This window comes from Streptomyces sp. NPDC017202 (assembly GCF_044331705.1).
Lineage (GTDB): Bacteria > Actinomycetota > Actinomycetes > Streptomycetales > Streptomycetaceae > Streptomyces.
In genome coordinates this window covers 247,766-264,267 of sequence record NZ_JBIRNP010000004.1, presented here as the reverse complement: position 1 = coordinate 264,267, position 16,502 = coordinate 247,766, and the positions used below count along the sequence as shown (strand labels likewise).

The window sequence follows — 16,502 nt, the reverse complement described above, 5'->3', positions numbered from 1 at the left end:
TGGCGATCCAGATCGCGTGCTGCCTGGGTGACCACGCTCCGTGATGACGACCAGGCACGGATGCTCATGTCCGTCATCGCCCGCCGTCGTTGACGTCAGCTGTGGATGTCGGAGGGCATGGTCGGCCCAGACGCCCGCGTCCCTTCGTTCCGAATCCCGACGCGAAGTCGACGCGGTCGGCCGGAGCCGCGGTGGTTGCTGCTCCGCTGCTGTACAGCAACCACCGCCGCAGCCTCCGGACGAGGGACATGGCCCGACTGCCCCATGGCAGGTGAGCGCTCGCCGGCCCGGCCACCGCTCTTGGGGCCTGCCGTTTGGATCAGGCCGGGCTCGCGGGGCCTGGTGCCGTCCCTCGCCGCGTTGTCGTCGGTTGCCATGGCTCCGCCATGGCGCCCTCCTCCGCCTTGCGAGGCTCCCCCACTGCCCGAAAGGCGTGGGACGTGCCCCCAGCACCAGGTCCCGCTCCCTGATCCGGCCTGATCCAAACGAAAGACCCTAGCCGTCGGTCACCGTGATGAGCAGCGGTCCGCCCGGCACGGGCAAGCTGTGGCCGCTGGGGTAGCCGTACTGCGTGTGGAGGCCACCCGCGTCCGTGAGGGTGAAGCCGACCGTGTAATCGCCCTTGGCGAGGCCCTGTTGGAGGGGCACGGTCAGTTTGAGCGGGCCGTTCGTCACAGAAGCGATGCCGCCGGACATACCGTTGACGGAAGCGCCGCTCGCGTCGTACACGGTCAGGCTGAAGCGGTTGACGCCCACGAACGACGTCACATCGAGGGTGAGCACGGCGTTGCGCGGCAACATGCTCGCGGGCACGGACGTGACGTCCAGTGAGGCCGAGTTCACCACCGGGGCCGCCGTGTCGGGGATCTGCGTGGCCACGAGGTCCAGCACGGGGCCGTGGAAGGCGGTGCCGTAGGCCGCCGATTCGCCGACGCCGTCCGTGATGCCGATTCCCGTGACGGTGCACCGCTTGGTGTAGATCGGCGGCACCGTGGCCCGCAGCGAGATCGAGCCGTCGGGCGCGATCACGGGGTTCTCCGTGACCGATCCGCTGCAGCCGTCCAGCAGCACCGTCGCGGAGGCGATGCCGTTGCGAAAACCGGACGGTTTCATGGTGATCGTCAGCGGCGCCGTTCCGTCCCAGTTGTTGTACTGGGCGGGGGTGATGGCGAAGTCCGACGCCTGCACCGAGCTGTTCTGCGTGACGTGCACCGGATCCTGCGACAGCCCCTTGACCACGCTGACGTTCCCCGACGCGTCTGTCAGTCCGACTCGAGAGACGGACCACGTACCGGCGGGAGCGCCGGCAGGAAGGGTGACCTCCACCGTGCAGAAGACGTCGTGGCTGTCATACCCGTTGTAGTCCCCGCACCGCAGCGTGCCGTCGGTGTTCTGAGTCAAACGGATGGACCCGCTCGCCGTCGCACCCCGCGGGCCGCTGAGGACGAGCTGTCCGCGGAAGAAGCCGGACTCGGCGTCAGTGATGCTCAACCGGTACCGTGCGGTGACGGAGGCGTCGGCGTTGTAGAGGTACTCCGGCTGGTCGAGCACCGCTCCGAGGCCGTCGTACGTCGGTCCGGTCGAGTCGACGACATGGGTGGCGGTGAATGCCGCGTGGAACCTGCCCAGGTCCTGTCGTCCCACGGTGAACGTGCCGCCCCGGTCGTCCCGCGCCGTAACCTTCACCACGGCCCAACGAGCCGTGGACTGTGCCGCGTACCGCGGTACGGGGAAGGCGTGGCTGTAGTCCGCGGAGGCCATCGTTCCGGCGACCGCACTCGCCTGGTAGGGCCATTGCGGCTCGAACGAGAACGTCAGGGTCTGCGGCGCCCCGATGAGGCGTCCGTCCGTGTCCACCTGCTGAAAGGCGATGTCACCGAACATTTCGGTGGCCGCCGCGTTCCCGTCCGTGATGTGCCAGTTGACGGTGACCGTGGCGTCGCCGGACGTGGCGTCCACCGTGCTCTGCTCGACCGCGAGGGCCGTCAGTTCCGGCCCGGCTTGTCCTGCCTGCCCCTCGGCTTGCGCGGGACCGGCCGCGAGCGTACCGATCAGCAGCCCGCCCACGGCCGCCGCGAACAGCCGGAATCCCCAAGGTCTTTTCTTGACCCGTAACACAAAAATCCCTCCCCTTGAGCCGCTCATGACACTGCGTCGGGCGATGCTAACAGCGGTGACTTCGCGGCACGGAGCGCTTTTCCTGTGGCGACGTCCAACACCACCTGGCCGCCGAAACACCGGTTGCACGCGGGGAAGGACCCGATTTTCCCTGAAGTGACGAAGCCGAACATCCGCACCGAGCCGTCGTCGGTGACCTCGCAGACGCTGATTCGGAGCAGACTCCGCACTCGCAGCGGTACCCGCAAGGCGTGGAACACGGACGAAAACGGCACGGCAAGGGCGCGTTTCCGCAGACTCGTCGGAGTTCCCGTGGCCCATCGGTCATGTTCGGGCGGATTGTTGCTGTCGGTGGCGGTCGGTAAATTTCCGCTATGAGCGACGACGAGGAATACCTGGACAAGAGCCCGGCTGCCGCACGGATGGGGAAGGCGGCCGAGTACCTGGTTGCGGCCTCGTGCATCCTCGCCACGGGCGGTGAGTTGAACGTCTCCACCTCATTGGTGGACGACGAGGGCGTGGATCTCGTCTTCCACCGGCGGGGGAGCTCCGTGACTTTGGCGGTGCAGGTGAAGGCCCGCATGTCTACCGGAGTGCAAGTCCAGCAGGGCAGGTTGATGGCTTTCGTCCGGTCGCAGACTTTCCAGCCGCGGACCGACCTGGACATGCTGTTCGTCGCCGTGGATGTCGAGCTGGGGGCGGTGATGACGGCCTGGCTGATACCGAGTGGCACGTTTGCCGGGATGGTGCCCGAGCCCAACAGCAAGGGACGCTTCCGCTTCTCCGCATCGATGAAGCCCGACTCGAAGGATCGCTGGAGTCCGTTCCGGCTGACAGCTGCGGAACTTCCCAGACGTATCCTCGCCAGGCTGGTCGAACTGGAGGAGGCGGGCATCGAGTAGGTAAGGGACTCAGCAGACCTGCCCCTGACGCCTCCCGCCTGCCGGCGAGACGGGCACTGTGACAGGTGGATCGCCGGCCGGACGCTGACGCCTCAACACGTGGCCATCTCCGCCGCCCGCCTCCTGGAGATCAACCACACCCTGCCCGCTCCTGCCGACCGCCTCTATGTGCGCCCCTGAACGCGCACTGCGGGCACGACGGTCGCCGAGGTCTCCGACGCTGTTCACGGGGCCATTGCCGACCATGGACGAACGCTTGCCGTCAACGACGGTTGCTGTACCGCGGGGATCGGGTGCGGAGCCACCACCAGACCGACGAACGGCGACTGAGGGCAACAGGTGACGGCCTGTCACATGCCTGTGACATGGGGCCGACGATTCCGGAACGCATGATCCAATAACGTTTTTCTCGCTGGTCAGAGAGGCTGGCGCGTCAGAAGCCAAATCGCCAGGAGCCGTCATGCGCACCGCACTCCGTACCGCCCTCACCGTCGTCGCCCTCGTGGGCACGACCACCGCTTCTGTCGTGACAGCCACTGCCGCCGGCGCCGCCACCGCGGCTGCGTCCTCCACGAGCAGCGCCTGCCTTGCCACCAAGACCATCCCCTCCGTCTTCGGCGGCTGGAAGGTCAAGCTGGTCAACAGCGCCGACAGCGGCGCGTCCGCCAAGCTCCTCGACGAGAAGGGCCACGTCGTCTCGACCGTGGACCAGAGCAGGACCGTCGACTCGGCCCGTGGTCTGCGGATCACCGGAGTGCTCAGCGCCAAGCCCGTCTTCGGGCAGCGCAGCCAGGGCGGGTCCACCCCCTGGAAGTCCACCGCCTTCCCGGTGCTGTCCGCCGACTGCACACAGAGCGGCAAGCTCGTGCGCACCCTGCGCCTCGACTCCCGTACGACCGCGCAGATATTCAAGGTCTCCGCCGGCCACTACCAGGCCCGCGTTTTCCAGAGCGGCAAGCTGGTGCGGTTCATCGACGCGCACGGTCGCTCCGGCGCCGCCCTGTTCGGCAGCCGCACGCTGGTGCTGAACCCCGACGGTACGACCGTCACCTGGACCGGGGCCAAGACCGCCGCCAACCCGCGTCTCGGCCGCTACAAGCTTGCCAACGGCGCCATGGTGAAGCTCGTCAAGCGCGCGGGTGTCTACGGGGCGCAGCTGACCACCAGCCACGGCACGTTCTCCGTCGAATACGCCAAGGGTCGCCCGTCCGTCCAGCAGGACGATGTCACCCTGGTCGTCCTGGGCGCCGACGGCACCCTCAGCGGCTACGTCTACGGCAAGGCCCAGAAGCCCCCGGTCTACCTGGGCGCCTGAGGCACCAGCGACCCCTGGCCTGTCTTTCCGGGCAGGTCAGGGGCCATTTCCGTCGGCGAGTTCCTTGGCGGGACCCTCAGAAGCACCTCAACTTGCGAGGCGGTACTTCTGCCGGTGGAGACAACGACTGCGCGGGCTGCTCCATCCGCCACCTGTACCGCAAGAGGGCGTGCGACTGGGCGGCCGACAGCTTCAGGGAGTCCGCATCACGGCCAGGAACACGACCACCACCATGTACATCGGGATCGCCAGGGCCACGGCCAACCCGGCAAGGCAGCCCCATATGGTCAGTCGCATACTGGTTCTCGCGTAGTCATCACTCTTCGACACGTCCATATCCAACAGCGAGAGACACCGACTCTCCGCCCAGGGGATGTGGACTCCGCGTGGACTCAAGTGGCACGCCCCCGAACACGACGAAGGGCCAGCCCAGGAGGAAACCCTCCTGAGCTGGCCCTTCTTCTGTGCCCCCGGCAGGATTCGAACCTGCGACACCCGCTTTAGAACGGCTAACACAATGAGGTGCTCTGGCCCTTGTAGCCGTGCCTGATAGCCGTGGTGAGCGTTGTTCGGGTCGTGGGCACTTCACCGTGGATCGTGTCGGACGACATGTGGGAGCGGATCGAGCCGCTGTTACCGAAGAAGGAACGCCGCTTCCGGTACCCCGGCCGTCTGCCAGTCCCGGACCGCCAGGTGCTGTGCGGGATCCTGTACGTGCTGTACACCGACATCCAGTGGGAACACCTGCCCAGGGAGCTCGGCTTCGGCTCCGGGATGACGTGCTGGCGCCGGCTGCGGGACTGGAACGACGCTGGCGTCTGGCAACGCCTCCACGAGCTCTTGCTGGCCGAGCTGAACGCCGCCGCGCGGCTCGATTGGTCCCGCTGCGTGGTCGACTCTTCCCACGTCAGAGCCCTAAAAGGGGGCTTCACACCGGCCCCTCGCCGGTCGACCGGGGCCGGGCAGGCTCCAAGCACCATCTGATCACCGACGGCCACGGCACCCCGCTTGCCATCATCCTCACCGGCGGCAATCGCAACGACGTCACCCAGCTCATGCCACTACTGGACGCCATCCCGCCCATCCGCGGGCGGATCGGCCATCCGCGGCGCAAGCCGGACTCGCTCTTCGCGGACCGCGGCTACAACCACGACATCTACCGCGACCAGGTCCGAGCCCGTGGCATCGTGCCCGCCATCGACCACCGAAATACCGCCCATAGCAGCGGACTTGGCGTCTACCGATGGGTGGTGGAACGGACCTTCGCCTGGCTCCACAGCTTCCGAAGACTCCGCGTCCGCTGGGAACGCCGAGCCGACATCCACGAAGCGTTCCTCAAGCTGGCCTGCTGCCTGATCACTCACCGGCAGCTGACCATTTTGAGCCAATCGCTAGATTAGTTCCGCTTGAGCACGCCGCTCAGCCCGGCCGCCACGGCTGTGGTCAGCACCCAGCCTGCGCCGGAAAGTAGCCACGAGCAGTAAAGGGCGCTGCCGGTGGGCAGCCACGCCTTCTGTTGTCCAAGGTCAACGATGGGCACCAGGACGTCGAGGGCGTAGGCGATCGGATGGAATATCGGGATCGACTTGCCGGTGGCAGTCATGTGTGTCGGGTAGGCGTGGGTGAAGACGGCGGTGCCAACGGCGAGCAGAGCAAGCAGCCAAAGAGCTGCCAGCCAGGTCCGGTAGCCGTAGCCGACGGTCAAGTACAGCAGCCAGTCGAGCAGCCGCCCGGCCGGGTTGAGAGTACGACGCCGTCGCCGCTGCTTGTGGATGGCCACGAGCCGGGCAGCATCCTCCTGGCCGGCTTGGCGGTAGGCGGCGGCGAGCTGGTCATAGGGCTGCGGGGCGTAGCCGTGCTGCTGTCGCTCCAGCCAGTTCAGCCGGGCGCGCACCGGGACGCTGTCGTTGATCAATGTCTGGTAGACGAATCCGCGCAGGTCAAGTTGCGCTGACCACGCAGCAGGGTCGTCGTGAAGCGTGCCGATCTGTGCGTGACTGAGATCGACGAGCCCTTCCGGGGCACGCTCGGGCAGCAGGTACAGGGCCGAAACGTTGAGCCGCTCGAAGTCCAGAGCGAGGCCCCCAGGATTGGTGAAGGTGGCCTCCCGTAGATCGACGCGAGCGCCGACGCGGGCACCGTACAAGCTGAACTCGCCTCGGGCGGTGAAGCCGCGACGGCAGGAGATCTGGCGGTCGACGGTAAGCCAGCCGCCTTCCAGTGCGAATCCGTTCGGATTGTCCAGCTCGGCTCCGTCAAAAATGAGTTCACCTAGGTGCGCGTTTTGCAGGTCGATGCCGCCGCGTGCGGTGAAGCCGTCGCCGAGGTGCATCTTCTGTGTCAACTGCAGGCCGGAAGCGGTCACCGCCCAGTCCCCGGTATGGGTGAGGCGGGCTCCGGCAAGAGTGAGGGAACCGCTGATACGCGCGCCGCACATCCGTATGGCGCCTTCGGTGACCAGTCCTTCGGCGAGCACACTCTGCGCAATCTGCGACTGGTCGGTGGTCAAGGCGGTACCGCCCGGATTGTCGATGCTCGCGCCGGTGAGAACAAGGTCTCCATGGATCTGTGCGCCCGGGAAGTGGACCGCGCCTCGGGCGTGAAAACCGTCACCGAGGCGCACGTGATGACCAGCGGTGAGCCGAGCAGCGTCCAAGGCGATTGCACCGGGATTGTCGAGCATCGCGCCGTCCAGACACAACACGCCACCAATCCGGGCCCGGGCCACGTTGACCTGACCGCGAACAGTGAACCCCCGGTCCAATGAGAGGTCAGCGTCTACCTGCAAGTTCTCGGCGATCAGGTCGGGCAGGTGGCAGCCGGCCATGCGAATCAGGGGAGCGGCGGCGTGGGTGAGGATAACCGGATCGTCCATCCAGCAGTCGGTCAGCAACAGCCAACGGCCGAGCGTGGCCCCTTCCAAGTCCAACAGGCCCGTTATGCGGACACCGACCAGGCGAAGAGGGGTGCGTGCCTCGGAGTCAGTCAACAGTTGGGCCACCAACTCGGCTCGGATCGTCCGCTCCGGCCCCCATGAGGCGCCGCGTCCCGGGTCACACAGAGTCTCGCTGCCCCGTAGGTCGGCGGTCAGTCCATGGGACGCTGCATACACCAACTGTTGCTCTGCCGCCGTGAGTTCGTCGGCGTCCAGCATCGCCCCCCCGTGGAATCGGCTCCGATCCTCCAGGAGCCTATCCACCTCGGAAGGACTTTCACCAGCAGTCAAGGGATCGACCGCCACTCCAGCTCAGTGACACCACTCGTGAACTGGCTGGCATCGGCACCACACCAGTCATTGTGTTAGTCGTTCTTACGAGTTGGTGCGTGATAGATAGCGGGTGAGGCGTCGTGCCTGGCCGGTGGCATGATCCGTCTGTGGCGATCATGGTCAATCGGACAGTGCTGGCGCATCGGCTGCTCACGGGGATCTCTCGGCGTCATCTCGCTAACCTGATCGAGAAGTTGGCGGTGTCGTGGCAGGCCGGGGTCGAGGGCCGTCGCCATGCTGCGCGAGGTGGAGCCAGGAAGCGGGCCGCGGGAGCCGGCGCCCGCCACCAACTGGTCTTCGTCGACCGGCTGGTGGCGACTCTGATCCACCTGCGGCACGACCTGCCGCACTCGGTACTGGGGCTGCTGTTCGGCGTCGACCGCTCCACCATCACCCGTGCCATCACAGAGATACGTCCGCTCTTGGCCGAGCGGGGGTGCGCGGTCCCCGACCGCCCCGGTCTGCGGTTACGGACACTGGCGGACGTGTTCGCCTACGCCCAGGCCGAAGGCATCGAACTGCGGCTGGACGCCACCGAGATCCAGGTCCGCAGGCCCCCGGCCGGCCGCGGCGGACGGCGTGCGTTCGTGTCCGGGAAGAAAAAGCAGAACACCATGAAGGCCACCGTCATCGCCGACGATCAAGGCCGCACGTTATGGGCCGACGTCCTGCGGCCTGGCCGTATGCACGATGCCACGGCCGCCCGCAACGAAGGCATCGCCGTCTGCTTCCAGCACTTCCCCGACGTCGAGGTCCTCCTGGACGACGGCTACCTCGGCCTGAGCCGCGACCACCGCGGACAAGCGATCACACCGCCGAGGAAACCCCGGCCGGGAGCACTGCCCGGCAGAGTCCAGCAGTGGGAACGCGACCGCCACGGCCACTCCTCCGACCGCATCACCGTTGAACATGCCCTCGCCGACCACAAACGCTGGAAGCAACTGACCCGCTGGACCCACCGTCGCGACCGCCTGCCCGACACCTACCGCGCCATCGCCAGCCTCGTCTCCGACCGCACCGTCACCGCCTGAAAACAGGCCAGGACCAGGCCAAACACGGCTCACCCGCTATCACGCACCAACTCGTTAGGAGTTCGATCACTCCTCGGCATTGCCGGGGAACCACCCGGTCACGCTGGTCACGCCGGACCGCCTGGGAGTGCTGGCGTCCGGAGTCGTTGGTGTCACTCGTGGATGTCAGAACGGTGCAACCGCGCGCGCTCGCTGGCACGATGGTCCCGTGGTCGACCTGGAGCGCATCAAAGCAGAGAGCGTGGCCTACTTCCGAGCACTTGATGAGAACGCCACCCTGCGGCACCACTTCCGCCATGCTGACGAGGAGGGCGGCTGGTGGTACATCGAGGCCGTACCTGACCGCGGCGAGTTGATCGTCATCAAGCAAGCCGAGCTGACTTCGGCTGGCCAGCTCCACCGGTACGGCTGGGAGCACCTGGAGGACGAGCACGGCGGCCTGACAGACCAGGCGATCGACCCTGAAGAGGACCCGCTGGAGACCATCCCGGCCGAGGAGTTCCAGCAGGTGTGGACGCGGTGATTGGGCTGGACAACCACTCTAGGAGAGAGGCTGGGCAATCTCGTGCCTGAGCTGCGACTTCGCCGGCCAAGGGAGTGAGCGGCTACTCGCCCGCAGGGCACCGGTGTTGACCGTGACTGACCCCTGCATCTGGCACGGTTGTGGCACGAACCTCAGCCGACGGCGGTCAGCCACGATGGCGGGTGCGTCAGCCGATCAGGCGCGCGTATGCCTCGTCGCACCCCACCGGCCTCCGCCACGTTTATCTGATTTGATCGTCACCCAAAACAAGCCGCGATTGCCGCTTCCTTCGCAGGTGTGATCCTCTGCTCCCTCATCCAGTGTTAAGGAAGCAGTACCAGTTATACGGGTCCCGCGCGTTTCGATATGTGGCGATAGCTGCTGAATTATTGTATTGCCAAGCGCAGGCGGCAGTCATGTTGATCCCGACACGCTCGGTACCTCGGTGACATTTCCAACCGAAGGCGTTGGGCTGCTCGAGAATCGCACCCCAGTAGCCAATCGATTTGCAATATCCGCCGAGTTCTACGCCACCCAGAACCGTTATGGCTTGTGCTGGTGTGCTAGGTACGAGTGCTGCCCCACTTGCCAGAACAAGTCCAGCGAGCGTAATCCCTGTCAGCCTTCGAATTCTCATGGTGTATACCCCGCATTTCTAGGGTATCGTCTGCCGTGAATGAGGAGTGGAGAATTTCCGTGGAATCCCCCTGGGTTGAGGGTGAGGCTTTACTGGTCACTGGGCTAGATGCCTGGGTTTCGCGTCTCCGGCCTGTCGCTCTGCTTTGACGTAAACCGGCATCAGGCTTGCACTTCACCACTCGGGCGGGCTGCCAGCTCTGCGCCTATGTCTATTTTGCGTCACGCCGTCAGCTATGTCGACTCAGGTTGGCGGAGTGGGTCTGGTGGTTGGTTTGTCTGGTCCAGGGTCGAGTATTGTCAGGGGTAATGTTCTGACCTGTAACTCGAAAAGTTTTGGGCCTGATCATAATGTGTCCGAGTAAGGGCTGTCCCGTAAAAGGTCTCCGGGGGACGACGGCGCTACCCCATGACCGCGCGAGCCGCGTCCAGAAACGCCAGCCGGTTGTCCTCCAGGTAGTCCCGCACGCTTTCACCGTCGGGCAAGCCTTCCCATACCGTCCGGTTGAGGTCGAGGAAGTACGCGCGGGCCGCGTCGTGCACCGGCAGAGGGAACTGGATACGGATGAGCCGCTCCGCAACCCACAGCCTGTTCATGACGTCCCGGGTCGTGAGGAACCAGGCGTCCGTGTCCTCCCACTCGGAAGGCCGACTAAAGGCGGAACGTTCGGCCTCGGCCCCCACCTCGACGAACCGCTCCAGCAGCGCCAGCCGTTCCCCGCGCCGGGCCTCCGACAAGGCGAGCTGCTGTCGTTGCTGTTCAGCGCGTTCCGCCGAGAGTTGAGTTCTGTGCTGGACGAGGTAGGACAACGAGCCGCCGAGGACAACGCCGCCCAGCGATATGAGTGACACCCAGACCTGACCTGACATGCCGGTCATCGTGCCATGCCGTCGATCTTTGAGAGGATCTCGCGGTGGCTGGAGTGATCACGGCGTCCGAGCCGTCCTGGATAGCCCCGTTCACCGGGCTGAGCCCGCGGCAGTTCGGAAAGCTGGTGACAGTTCTGAGGCGCGAGGGTGCAGACGCGGTCCGCAAGGGACGGCCGTGGGGCCTGCCGTTGGAGGACCGGGCCCTGCTGGTCGCCACGTACTGGCGCATGAACCTGACCATGCGCCAGCTCGCTCCGTTGTTCGGGGTGTCGAAGTCGGCGGCGGACCGGATCATCGACCACCTCGGGCCGATGCTTGCTCTCCAGCCCCGCAAGCGGTTCACCAATGGCACCGTGCTCATCGTGGACGGCACCCTGGTCCCCACCCGCGACCACTCCGTGGCCGAGCAGTCCAAGAACTACCGGTACTCCACCAACCACCAGGTCGTAATCGACGCCGACACCCGCCTGGTCGTCGTGGTCGGCCGGCCGCTGCCCGGAAACCGCAACGACTGCAAGGCGTGGGAGGAATCCGGCGCCAAGGCCGCCGTCGGCAAGACCCTCACGATCGCCGACGGCGGTTACCCCGGCACCGGGCTCGTCATGCCCCACCGCCGACGCAAGGGCAAAGACCTGCCCGACTGGAAACAGGAACACAACAAGTCCCACAAGCAGGTCCGTGCCCGCGTCGAGCACGTCTTCGCTCGCATGAAGACCTGGAAGATCCTCCGCGACTGCCGCCTCAAAGGCGACGGAGTCCACCACGCCATGCTCGGCATCGCCCGCATACACAACCTCGCCCTCGCCGGCTAGACGAGCGGATCCATCGTCACAGGCCCGGCCCGGCGACTCAAAGATCATTTACGGGACAGCCCTTAGGAAGAAGTGGCCCCAAGCGGGCGGCACCGGGGAACCCTTGCCGGAGACGATTTCTATCGAGAGGTATGGAGGAAGCGCAGAAGTCAGCCGCGTGCCGGGGCGCTCTTCGTGGACGTGGACGGGTCGCGGTTGTGACGGCACCGACCAGCAGGCAGCGCAGAGCTGCGACAGCCTATGGGCGGCCTTGACCGCAGCTGACGCTTTCCTGCGAGAGCACTTCGTGGGGCTTGGGTGGCGTGACGGTGTCGACGTGCCGTTCGCCCTGGTGGTCCCTGATCGTAAGACTTGCTGGTGTGCCGACACCGACGACTGATACTTGCCGTGAGTGTCGTGGGCGACTCGGCTCTTGCGAGGACGCCCGGGTTGTCGGTGGCTGTCCTCGTTGATGTCAGACGTAGATGTCAAAGGCCCCGGACCATGATCGGTCCGGGGCCTTCTCTCTTGTGCCCCCGGCAGGATTCGAACCTGCGACACCCGCTTTAGGAGAGCGGTGCTCTATCCCCTGAGCTACGAAGGCGTGGGCCCGTGCGTGTGGGTCCAGGCGTCAGCGTACCGGAATCGGTTGGGGGTGTGGGGGTCAGGTCAGGGGGACGGGGGTGAAGCGGGAGGCTGTGTGGAGGTCGGTCTCGAGGTGGGTGGCTGTGGTGGTCAGGGCGGGGAGGAGGGTGTCGAGGCAGTCCTGGGGTGTGCGGCGGGCGGTGTGGGTGGAGGTGGTGAGGGCGGCGACCGTGTGGCCGGTGCGGTCGTGGAGGGGGACGGCGAGGGTGCGGACGCCTTCTTCCAACTCCTCGTCGGCCAGGGCGTGGTCCTGGTTGGCCAGGAGGACGCGGCCCACTGCCGTGTCGGTCGTGGCCGGGATCCGCGTGCCGACGCGGATGTCGACGCGCATGACGTGGCGGGCGGTCACCCGGGCCGTGTACTGGATCTCGTCGCCCGTTTCGGTGAGGGCCGCGAGGCAGGTCGTTTCCCGGATGCGCTCGGTCAGGGTCCGCAGGTGGGGTTCCGCGAGGCGGGGGAGGGGGGTTCCCGCGAGCGGGGGGAAGCCGAGGGAGAGGACGCGGGGGGAGAGGGTGAAGGTGCGGTCGGCGGCGTTGTGGGTCACGAGGTTCAGGTGTTCGTAGGTGATCAGGGCTCTGCGGGCCGTCGCCCTGGCCAGGCCCGTGGCCTTGGCCACCTCTGTCAGGGTCAGGACCGCCCGGCCCTCCCCGAACGCCGTGAGCACGGTCAGGCCGCGGGCCAGGGATTCGACGAACTCGCGGCCCAGTTCCTGCTTCGACGCGCTCGTCCAGCCGGCCAGGCCCGCGGGCGGCGGGCCCGGTTCGGCGTGCGGGGCCCCGCGCAGGTCCTCCTCCATCGCCGCGACGGCGCCGCGGAGCCGGGGGAGGAGGGTGTCGCGCAGGTCGGCCGCCGTGTGCCGGCTGGTGTGGCTGACGACGTTGGCGATGCAGGCGAGGCGTCCCGTACGGGGGTCCCGTACGGGCGCGGAGACCGCCACCAGGCCGGGTTCGATCAACTGGTCGTCCAGGGACCAGCCGTCCGCGGCCGCCCGCTCGGTCCGGCGTACGAAGTCCTTGTCGTCCTCCTCCGGACGCGTGGGCGGGGCCGGGGCCGGGGGGACGGCGGGGAAGGTGCGGTCCTGGGGGTCCTTCGACCGGCGGGTGCGCCAGCGGGTCCAGTCCGCTGGGGTCCATTCGGTCGCGAACAGCGGTCCGGGGGCGGTGCGTTCGGCCGGGAGCAGGTCGCCGATGCGGAAACTGAGGGACATCGCGCGGCGGCGGGTCGCCTGGTGGATGAAGCGGATGCCGTCGCGGTCGGCGACCGCGAGCGACACGGACTCGTCGAGTTCGTCGGCGAGGGCGTCGGCTCGCGGTCCGAGGAGGACGGGCAGGCGCAGTGCGGCCAAGTAGGCGTTGCCGAGCTCCATCACCCGCGGGGTCAGGACGGCGTCCCGGCCGTCCAGGCGGACGTACTCCATACGGGCCAGCGTCGCCACGATCCGGTCGACCGTGGAACGGGCCAGGCCGGTGGCGCGTTCCAGGGCGCTCGGGCTCATCGTGCCGCCCGCCGCGGTCAGCGCCTCCAGGACGGCGACCCCGCGGATCAACGGCGTGACCGCCTCCTCCGGTACCCGGCTGCTGTCCGGGGCGGTGGCGGTCGGTGCGGTCGGGGCGGTCGTCCTGGCGGGCATCGTCTCTCCGGTACGGCGGTCGCGGTCGCGGTCGCGGGTGCGGGTGCGGGTGCGGGTGCGGCGGTGCGGCGGTGCGGCGGTGCGGCGGTGGGGCGGTGGGGCGCGGGTACGGCGGTGGCGGGTACGGCGGTCGCCGCAGGTCGCGGCAGGGCGCAGCAGGTTGGGGCAGGTCGCCTACGGTAGCCCCGCCCCCGCGACCCCGGTGTCCGGGACACCGGCCTCCACCGGCACGCCCGGCCGACGGCGAAGGCCGGTCGCACGCCCCGCGGCCGGCGAAGGCCCGTCGCACGCCCCGCGGCCGGTCGGCTACTTGCGGGTGATCCGCACCCGGTACGTCCCCTCCAGGTCCGCCGCCACCACGGAGATGCGCACCCCCCTCTCCGTGTCCTTGAACGTCTCGCCCGGTACGAGCGGCGCGTCGGACAGTTCGGCGTGGACGTTCGGGCTGCGGGTGCAGCCGCCGCTGTCGCGCTGGGAGTCGTGGACCGTGACCGGGCCCATGCCGGTGTCGACGTTCGCGTCGACCCGGTAGACGAGGACGCCGGGGCGGCACACCGCCTCGTCGTTGCCGCCGCGGGTGCGCAGTTCGACGGCGTACCCGGCGCGGCTGTTGAGCGGGACGAAGACCAGTTTGGGGCCGCCCCGTTCGGAGAGGGGGGTGAGCGCGTACTCGCTGGTGCCGGGGGCGGACGCGCAGCCGACCTGGTCGGCGTCCAGCCAGCCCAGCTTCCATTTGTGCCAGCCCAGGAAGTCGTTGTTGGCGCCCCAGTCCTCGCTCATGATGTCCCAGTGGCCGACCGCGCCGCCGCCCTCCTGGGTGTAGAGGTCGGGCAGGCCGAAGACGTGGCCGTTCTCGTGCGGCAGGACGCGGTAGCCGGTGCGGTCGTAGGAGCCGGAGCCGTCGTCCTGGCGCGAGTAGACGAAGGAGGCGTTCGCGACGGGGACGCCGTCGGCGACCGGGGCCTCGTGGTTGCCGGCGAACGTCACCGACAGGACGGTGTCCAGCGCGGAGGGGCCCGCGTTCGGGGTGACCAGCACGTTCAGGAGGTCGTACGCCCGGAAGTCGACGGTCGGGTCGGCGGCGGCCACGATGTCCTGGACCAGCTCGCGGTAGCCGGGATCGAAGGGCGCGCCGCGCTCTATGCCGTACGACCGGAACGGCTTGGGCATGCGCAGCCAGTCGGGTACGGGGGTCTCGGCGCGGTAGTCGAGGCGGCCGTAGGACGCGGTGCGGAACCATTCCTGGGTCTGGGGGAAGAACTCGTGGAACCGGTCCTTCGCCTTGCCGCGGCCGGGCGCGTCCGAGAAGTCGATCATGAGGGTCAGCGCGCGGACGGTGCCCGTGGTGCGGGCGTAGCCGCCGGTCGTGGGGACGCCCTCGGACATCTGGACGGCGGACCCGGCGGTGATCAGACAGGGGGCGAGGGCGGGGGTGCGGGCCAGTGCGATCGGGCCGGCGCCTGCCGGGCTCGGGCGCGGCGCGAGGTGACCGGTGCCGGCCGAGGTGCTGACCGCGAAGGTCAGCGCGGTCACACAGGCGAGGCCGGCCGTGCGCCGCCGGCGTATGCGTCGGCGGAGCGGCTCCTGGGGCGTGGCGCGACGGCCTGCCCCGAGTCGCTCAGGCTGCGGCTGCATGCGGGAACCCTTCACGCCAGGCAGCCGCCGGTCACCGGCTCGGCTGCACCCTTTCGATCACCCTCGTCGGGAGTGGTCGGCGGCGCGCGCTGGAGCGGCCGATCGTGGGTTACCGGGAGGTAGACGCAAGGCGGGAGGGTCTGTGATCCAGGTCACGTGAAAAGAATCGGTGTCCGGGAAATAACCGGGGATCGTCTCCCCGTTTAGCCATGTGTCCGACCGAAACGGGGAGCGCTTCCCCGGATCGCGCGACAGCGGCACCAGCGCCGGCACGGCACCCGTGCCGGCAACAGTGCCGACAAGCATCGCCCGTCACGTCATCGACCCGAGGAGTACGCCGTGCAGACCGCCACCGCCCCCGCGCAGCGCAAGGTGACCCGGCCGCGCGCCGACGCCCTGCGCAATCGGGAGCGGATCGTCACCGCCGCCCGCGAGCTGTTCGTCGAACTCGGCCCCGAGGTGCCGCTCGACGACGTCGCCCGCCGGGCCGGTGTCGGCAACGCCACGGTGTACCGCAACTTCCCCGACCGGCAGGCGCTCGTCCGCGAGGTCGTCTGCTCCGTCATGGACCGCACCGCCCAGGCGGCGGCCCGGGCACTCGCCGAGACGGGCGACGCCTTCGGCGCGCTGGAGCACTTCGTGCACGTGGCCGCCGACGAACGCGTCAGCGCGCTGTGCCCGATGATCGCCAGCACGTTCGACGAGAACCACCCGGACCTCCTGGCCGCCCGCATGCGGGTCGAGCAGCTCGTCGAGGAGGTCATGGAGCGTGCCCGGCAGGCCGGTCAGCTCCGCGACGACGTCGGCTTCGGTGACCTGATGGTCGCCGTGGCCCAGCTCAGTCGGCCCCCGGCGGGCACCGCCTGCCTCAACGCCGACCGCTTCCTCCACCGCCATCTCCAGGTGTTCCTGGACGGACTGCGGGCCCCGGCCCGGTCGGTCCTGCCGGGTGCGGCCGTGACCATGGAGGACCTGCGCCAGGCCTGAGTCGCCGCCAAGACACCCCAAGGCACCCCAAGACACCGCGGGTTACCGCGAACCACTGCAAGTCACCGGAAACCAACCCGAGCCACCGAGAACGACCACCGGCCCGGTCGCCGACCGACTGATCGGCGCCGTCGGTCGACCGATCCTTCCC

12 protein-coding genes and 1 tRNA gene are annotated in these 16,502 nt (G+C 68.0%); 7 read left to right on the top strand and 6 right to left on the bottom strand.

The genetic code is table 11. The annotated features are described in order from the left end of the window. Positions 1–495 precede the first annotated feature (495 nt). Positions 496–2,145 carry a hypothetical protein gene (locus ACH4N1_RS11205; protein ID WP_398096300.1) on the bottom strand — a complete coding sequence of 550 codons (1,650 nt, stop codon included), beginning with the start codon at positions 2,143–2,145 and terminating at the stop codon, positions 496–498. Positions 2,146–2,492: 347 nt separating this feature from the next. Here ACH4N1_RS11205 and ACH4N1_RS11200 point away from each other — a divergent pair, with 347 nt between their 5' ends. The 3 genes from ACH4N1_RS11200 (at position 2,493) to ACH4N1_RS11190 (ending at position 5,735) form a co-directional block, all read left to right on the top strand. Next, entirely contained in the window at positions 2,493–3,020 is a 528-nt protein-coding gene (locus ACH4N1_RS11200; protein WP_398096299.1) for a hypothetical protein, read from the top strand. A 460-nt stretch (positions 3,021–3,480) separates the two neighbouring features. Then, positions 3,481–4,335: a hypothetical protein gene (locus ACH4N1_RS11195; RefSeq protein WP_398096297.1), complete on the top strand. Its 855-nt coding sequence runs from the start codon at positions 3,481–3,483 to the stop codon at positions 4,333–4,335. 609 nt (positions 4,336–4,944) lie between these two features. Further along, positions 4,945–5,735 (top strand): IS5 family transposase gene (locus ACH4N1_RS11190; protein ID WP_398096676.1). Its coding sequence is split into 2 segments (ribosomal slippage): positions 4,945–5,263 and positions 5,263–5,735, totalling 792 coding nucleotides; the frame shifts between segments, so codons are not numbered across the junction. Here the strand turns inward: ACH4N1_RS11190 and ACH4N1_RS11185 are convergent. Next, the gene (locus ACH4N1_RS11185; protein WP_398096296.1) at positions 5,732–7,489 is read right to left on the bottom strand and encodes an oxidoreductase; all 1,758 of its coding nucleotides are present in this window, start codon (positions 7,487–7,489) and stop codon (positions 5,732–5,734) included. The two genes, ACH4N1_RS11190 and ACH4N1_RS11185, sit on opposite strands and share 4 nt — an antisense overlap. A gap of 230 nt (positions 7,490–7,719) precedes the next feature. Here ACH4N1_RS11185 and ACH4N1_RS11180 point away from each other — a divergent pair, with 230 nt between their 5' ends. After that, positions 7,720–8,634, top strand: coding sequence for a transposase family protein (locus ACH4N1_RS11180; protein ID WP_398096294.1), 915 nt, complete (start codon positions 7,720–7,722; stop codon positions 8,632–8,634). Between the two features lie 208 nt (positions 8,635–8,842). Then, positions 8,843–9,157 carry a hypothetical protein gene (locus ACH4N1_RS11175; protein ID WP_398096292.1) on the top strand — a complete coding sequence of 105 codons (315 nt, stop codon included), beginning with the start codon at positions 8,843–8,845 and terminating at the stop codon, positions 9,155–9,157. 1,038 nt (positions 9,158–10,195) lie between these two features. Here ACH4N1_RS11175 and ACH4N1_RS11170 read toward each other — a convergent pair. After that, positions 10,196–10,672, bottom strand: a complete 477-nt coding sequence (locus ACH4N1_RS11170; RefSeq protein WP_093763578.1) for a hypothetical protein — start codon at positions 10,670–10,672, stop codon at positions 10,196–10,198. Between the two features lie 35 nt (positions 10,673–10,707). Here ACH4N1_RS11170 and ACH4N1_RS11165 point away from each other — a divergent pair, with 35 nt between their 5' ends. Further along, positions 10,708–11,475 carry a transposase gene (locus ACH4N1_RS11165; protein WP_398096290.1) on the top strand — a complete coding sequence of 256 codons (768 nt, stop codon included), beginning with the start codon at positions 10,708–10,710 and terminating at the stop codon, positions 11,473–11,475. 510 nt (positions 11,476–11,985) lie between these two features. Here the strand turns inward: ACH4N1_RS11165 and ACH4N1_RS11160 are convergent. The 3 genes from ACH4N1_RS11160 to ACH4N1_RS11150 all read right to left on the bottom strand — a co-directional run bounded on the left by ACH4N1_RS11160 (position 11,986) and on the right by ACH4N1_RS11150 (position 15,364). Beyond that, positions 11,986–12,058: transfer RNA gene (locus ACH4N1_RS11160), tRNA-Arg, on the bottom strand. Positions 12,059–12,118: 60 nt separating this feature from the next. Next, positions 12,119–13,729, bottom strand: coding sequence for a helix-turn-helix domain-containing protein (locus ACH4N1_RS11155; RefSeq protein WP_398096289.1), 1,611 nt, complete (start codon positions 13,727–13,729; stop codon positions 12,119–12,121). Positions 13,730–14,035: 306 nt separating this feature from the next. Beyond that, positions 14,036–15,364, bottom strand: a complete 1,329-nt coding sequence (locus tag ACH4N1_RS11150) for a M6 family metalloprotease domain-containing protein (RefSeq protein ID WP_398096287.1) — start codon at positions 15,362–15,364, stop codon at positions 14,036–14,038. A gap of 339 nt (positions 15,365–15,703) precedes the next feature. Here ACH4N1_RS11150 and ACH4N1_RS11145 point away from each other — a divergent pair, with 339 nt between their 5' ends. Continuing rightward, a complete protein-coding gene (locus tag ACH4N1_RS11145) occupies positions 15,704–16,351 on the top strand; it encodes a TetR/AcrR family transcriptional regulator (protein WP_398096285.1) in 648 nt (215 codons plus the stop codon). Positions 16,352–16,502: the final 151 nt, after the last annotated feature.

Excerpts from the sequence above, each read along its gene's own strand:
- ACH4N1_RS11155 (WP_398096289.1), bottom strand. The coding sequence starts at position 13,729 with ATGCCCGCCAGGACGACCGCCCCGACCGCACCGACCGCCACCGCCCCG.
- ACH4N1_RS11170 (WP_093763578.1), bottom strand. The coding sequence starts at position 10,672 with ATGACCGGCATGTCAGGTCAGGTCTGGGTGTCACTCATATCGCTGGGC.
- ACH4N1_RS11185 (WP_398096296.1), bottom strand. The coding sequence starts at position 7,489 with ATGCTGGACGCCGACGAACTCACGGCGGCAGAGCAACAGTTGGTGTAT.
- ACH4N1_RS11195 (WP_398096297.1), top strand. The coding sequence starts at position 3,481 with ATGCGCACCGCACTCCGTACCGCCCTCACCGTCGTCGCCCTCGTGGGC.
- ACH4N1_RS11150 (WP_398096287.1), bottom strand. The coding sequence starts at position 15,364 with ATGCAGCCGCAGCCTGAGCGACTCGGGGCAGGCCGTCGCGCCACGCCC.
- ACH4N1_RS11180 (WP_398096294.1), top strand. The coding sequence starts at position 7,720 with ATGGTCAATCGGACAGTGCTGGCGCATCGGCTGCTCACGGGGATCTCT.
- ACH4N1_RS11205 (WP_398096300.1), bottom strand. The coding sequence starts at position 2,145 with ATGAGCGGCTCAAGGGGAGGGATTTTTGTGTTACGGGTCAAGAAAAGA.
- ACH4N1_RS11200 (WP_398096299.1), top strand. The coding sequence starts at position 2,493 with ATGAGCGACGACGAGGAATACCTGGACAAGAGCCCGGCTGCCGCACGG.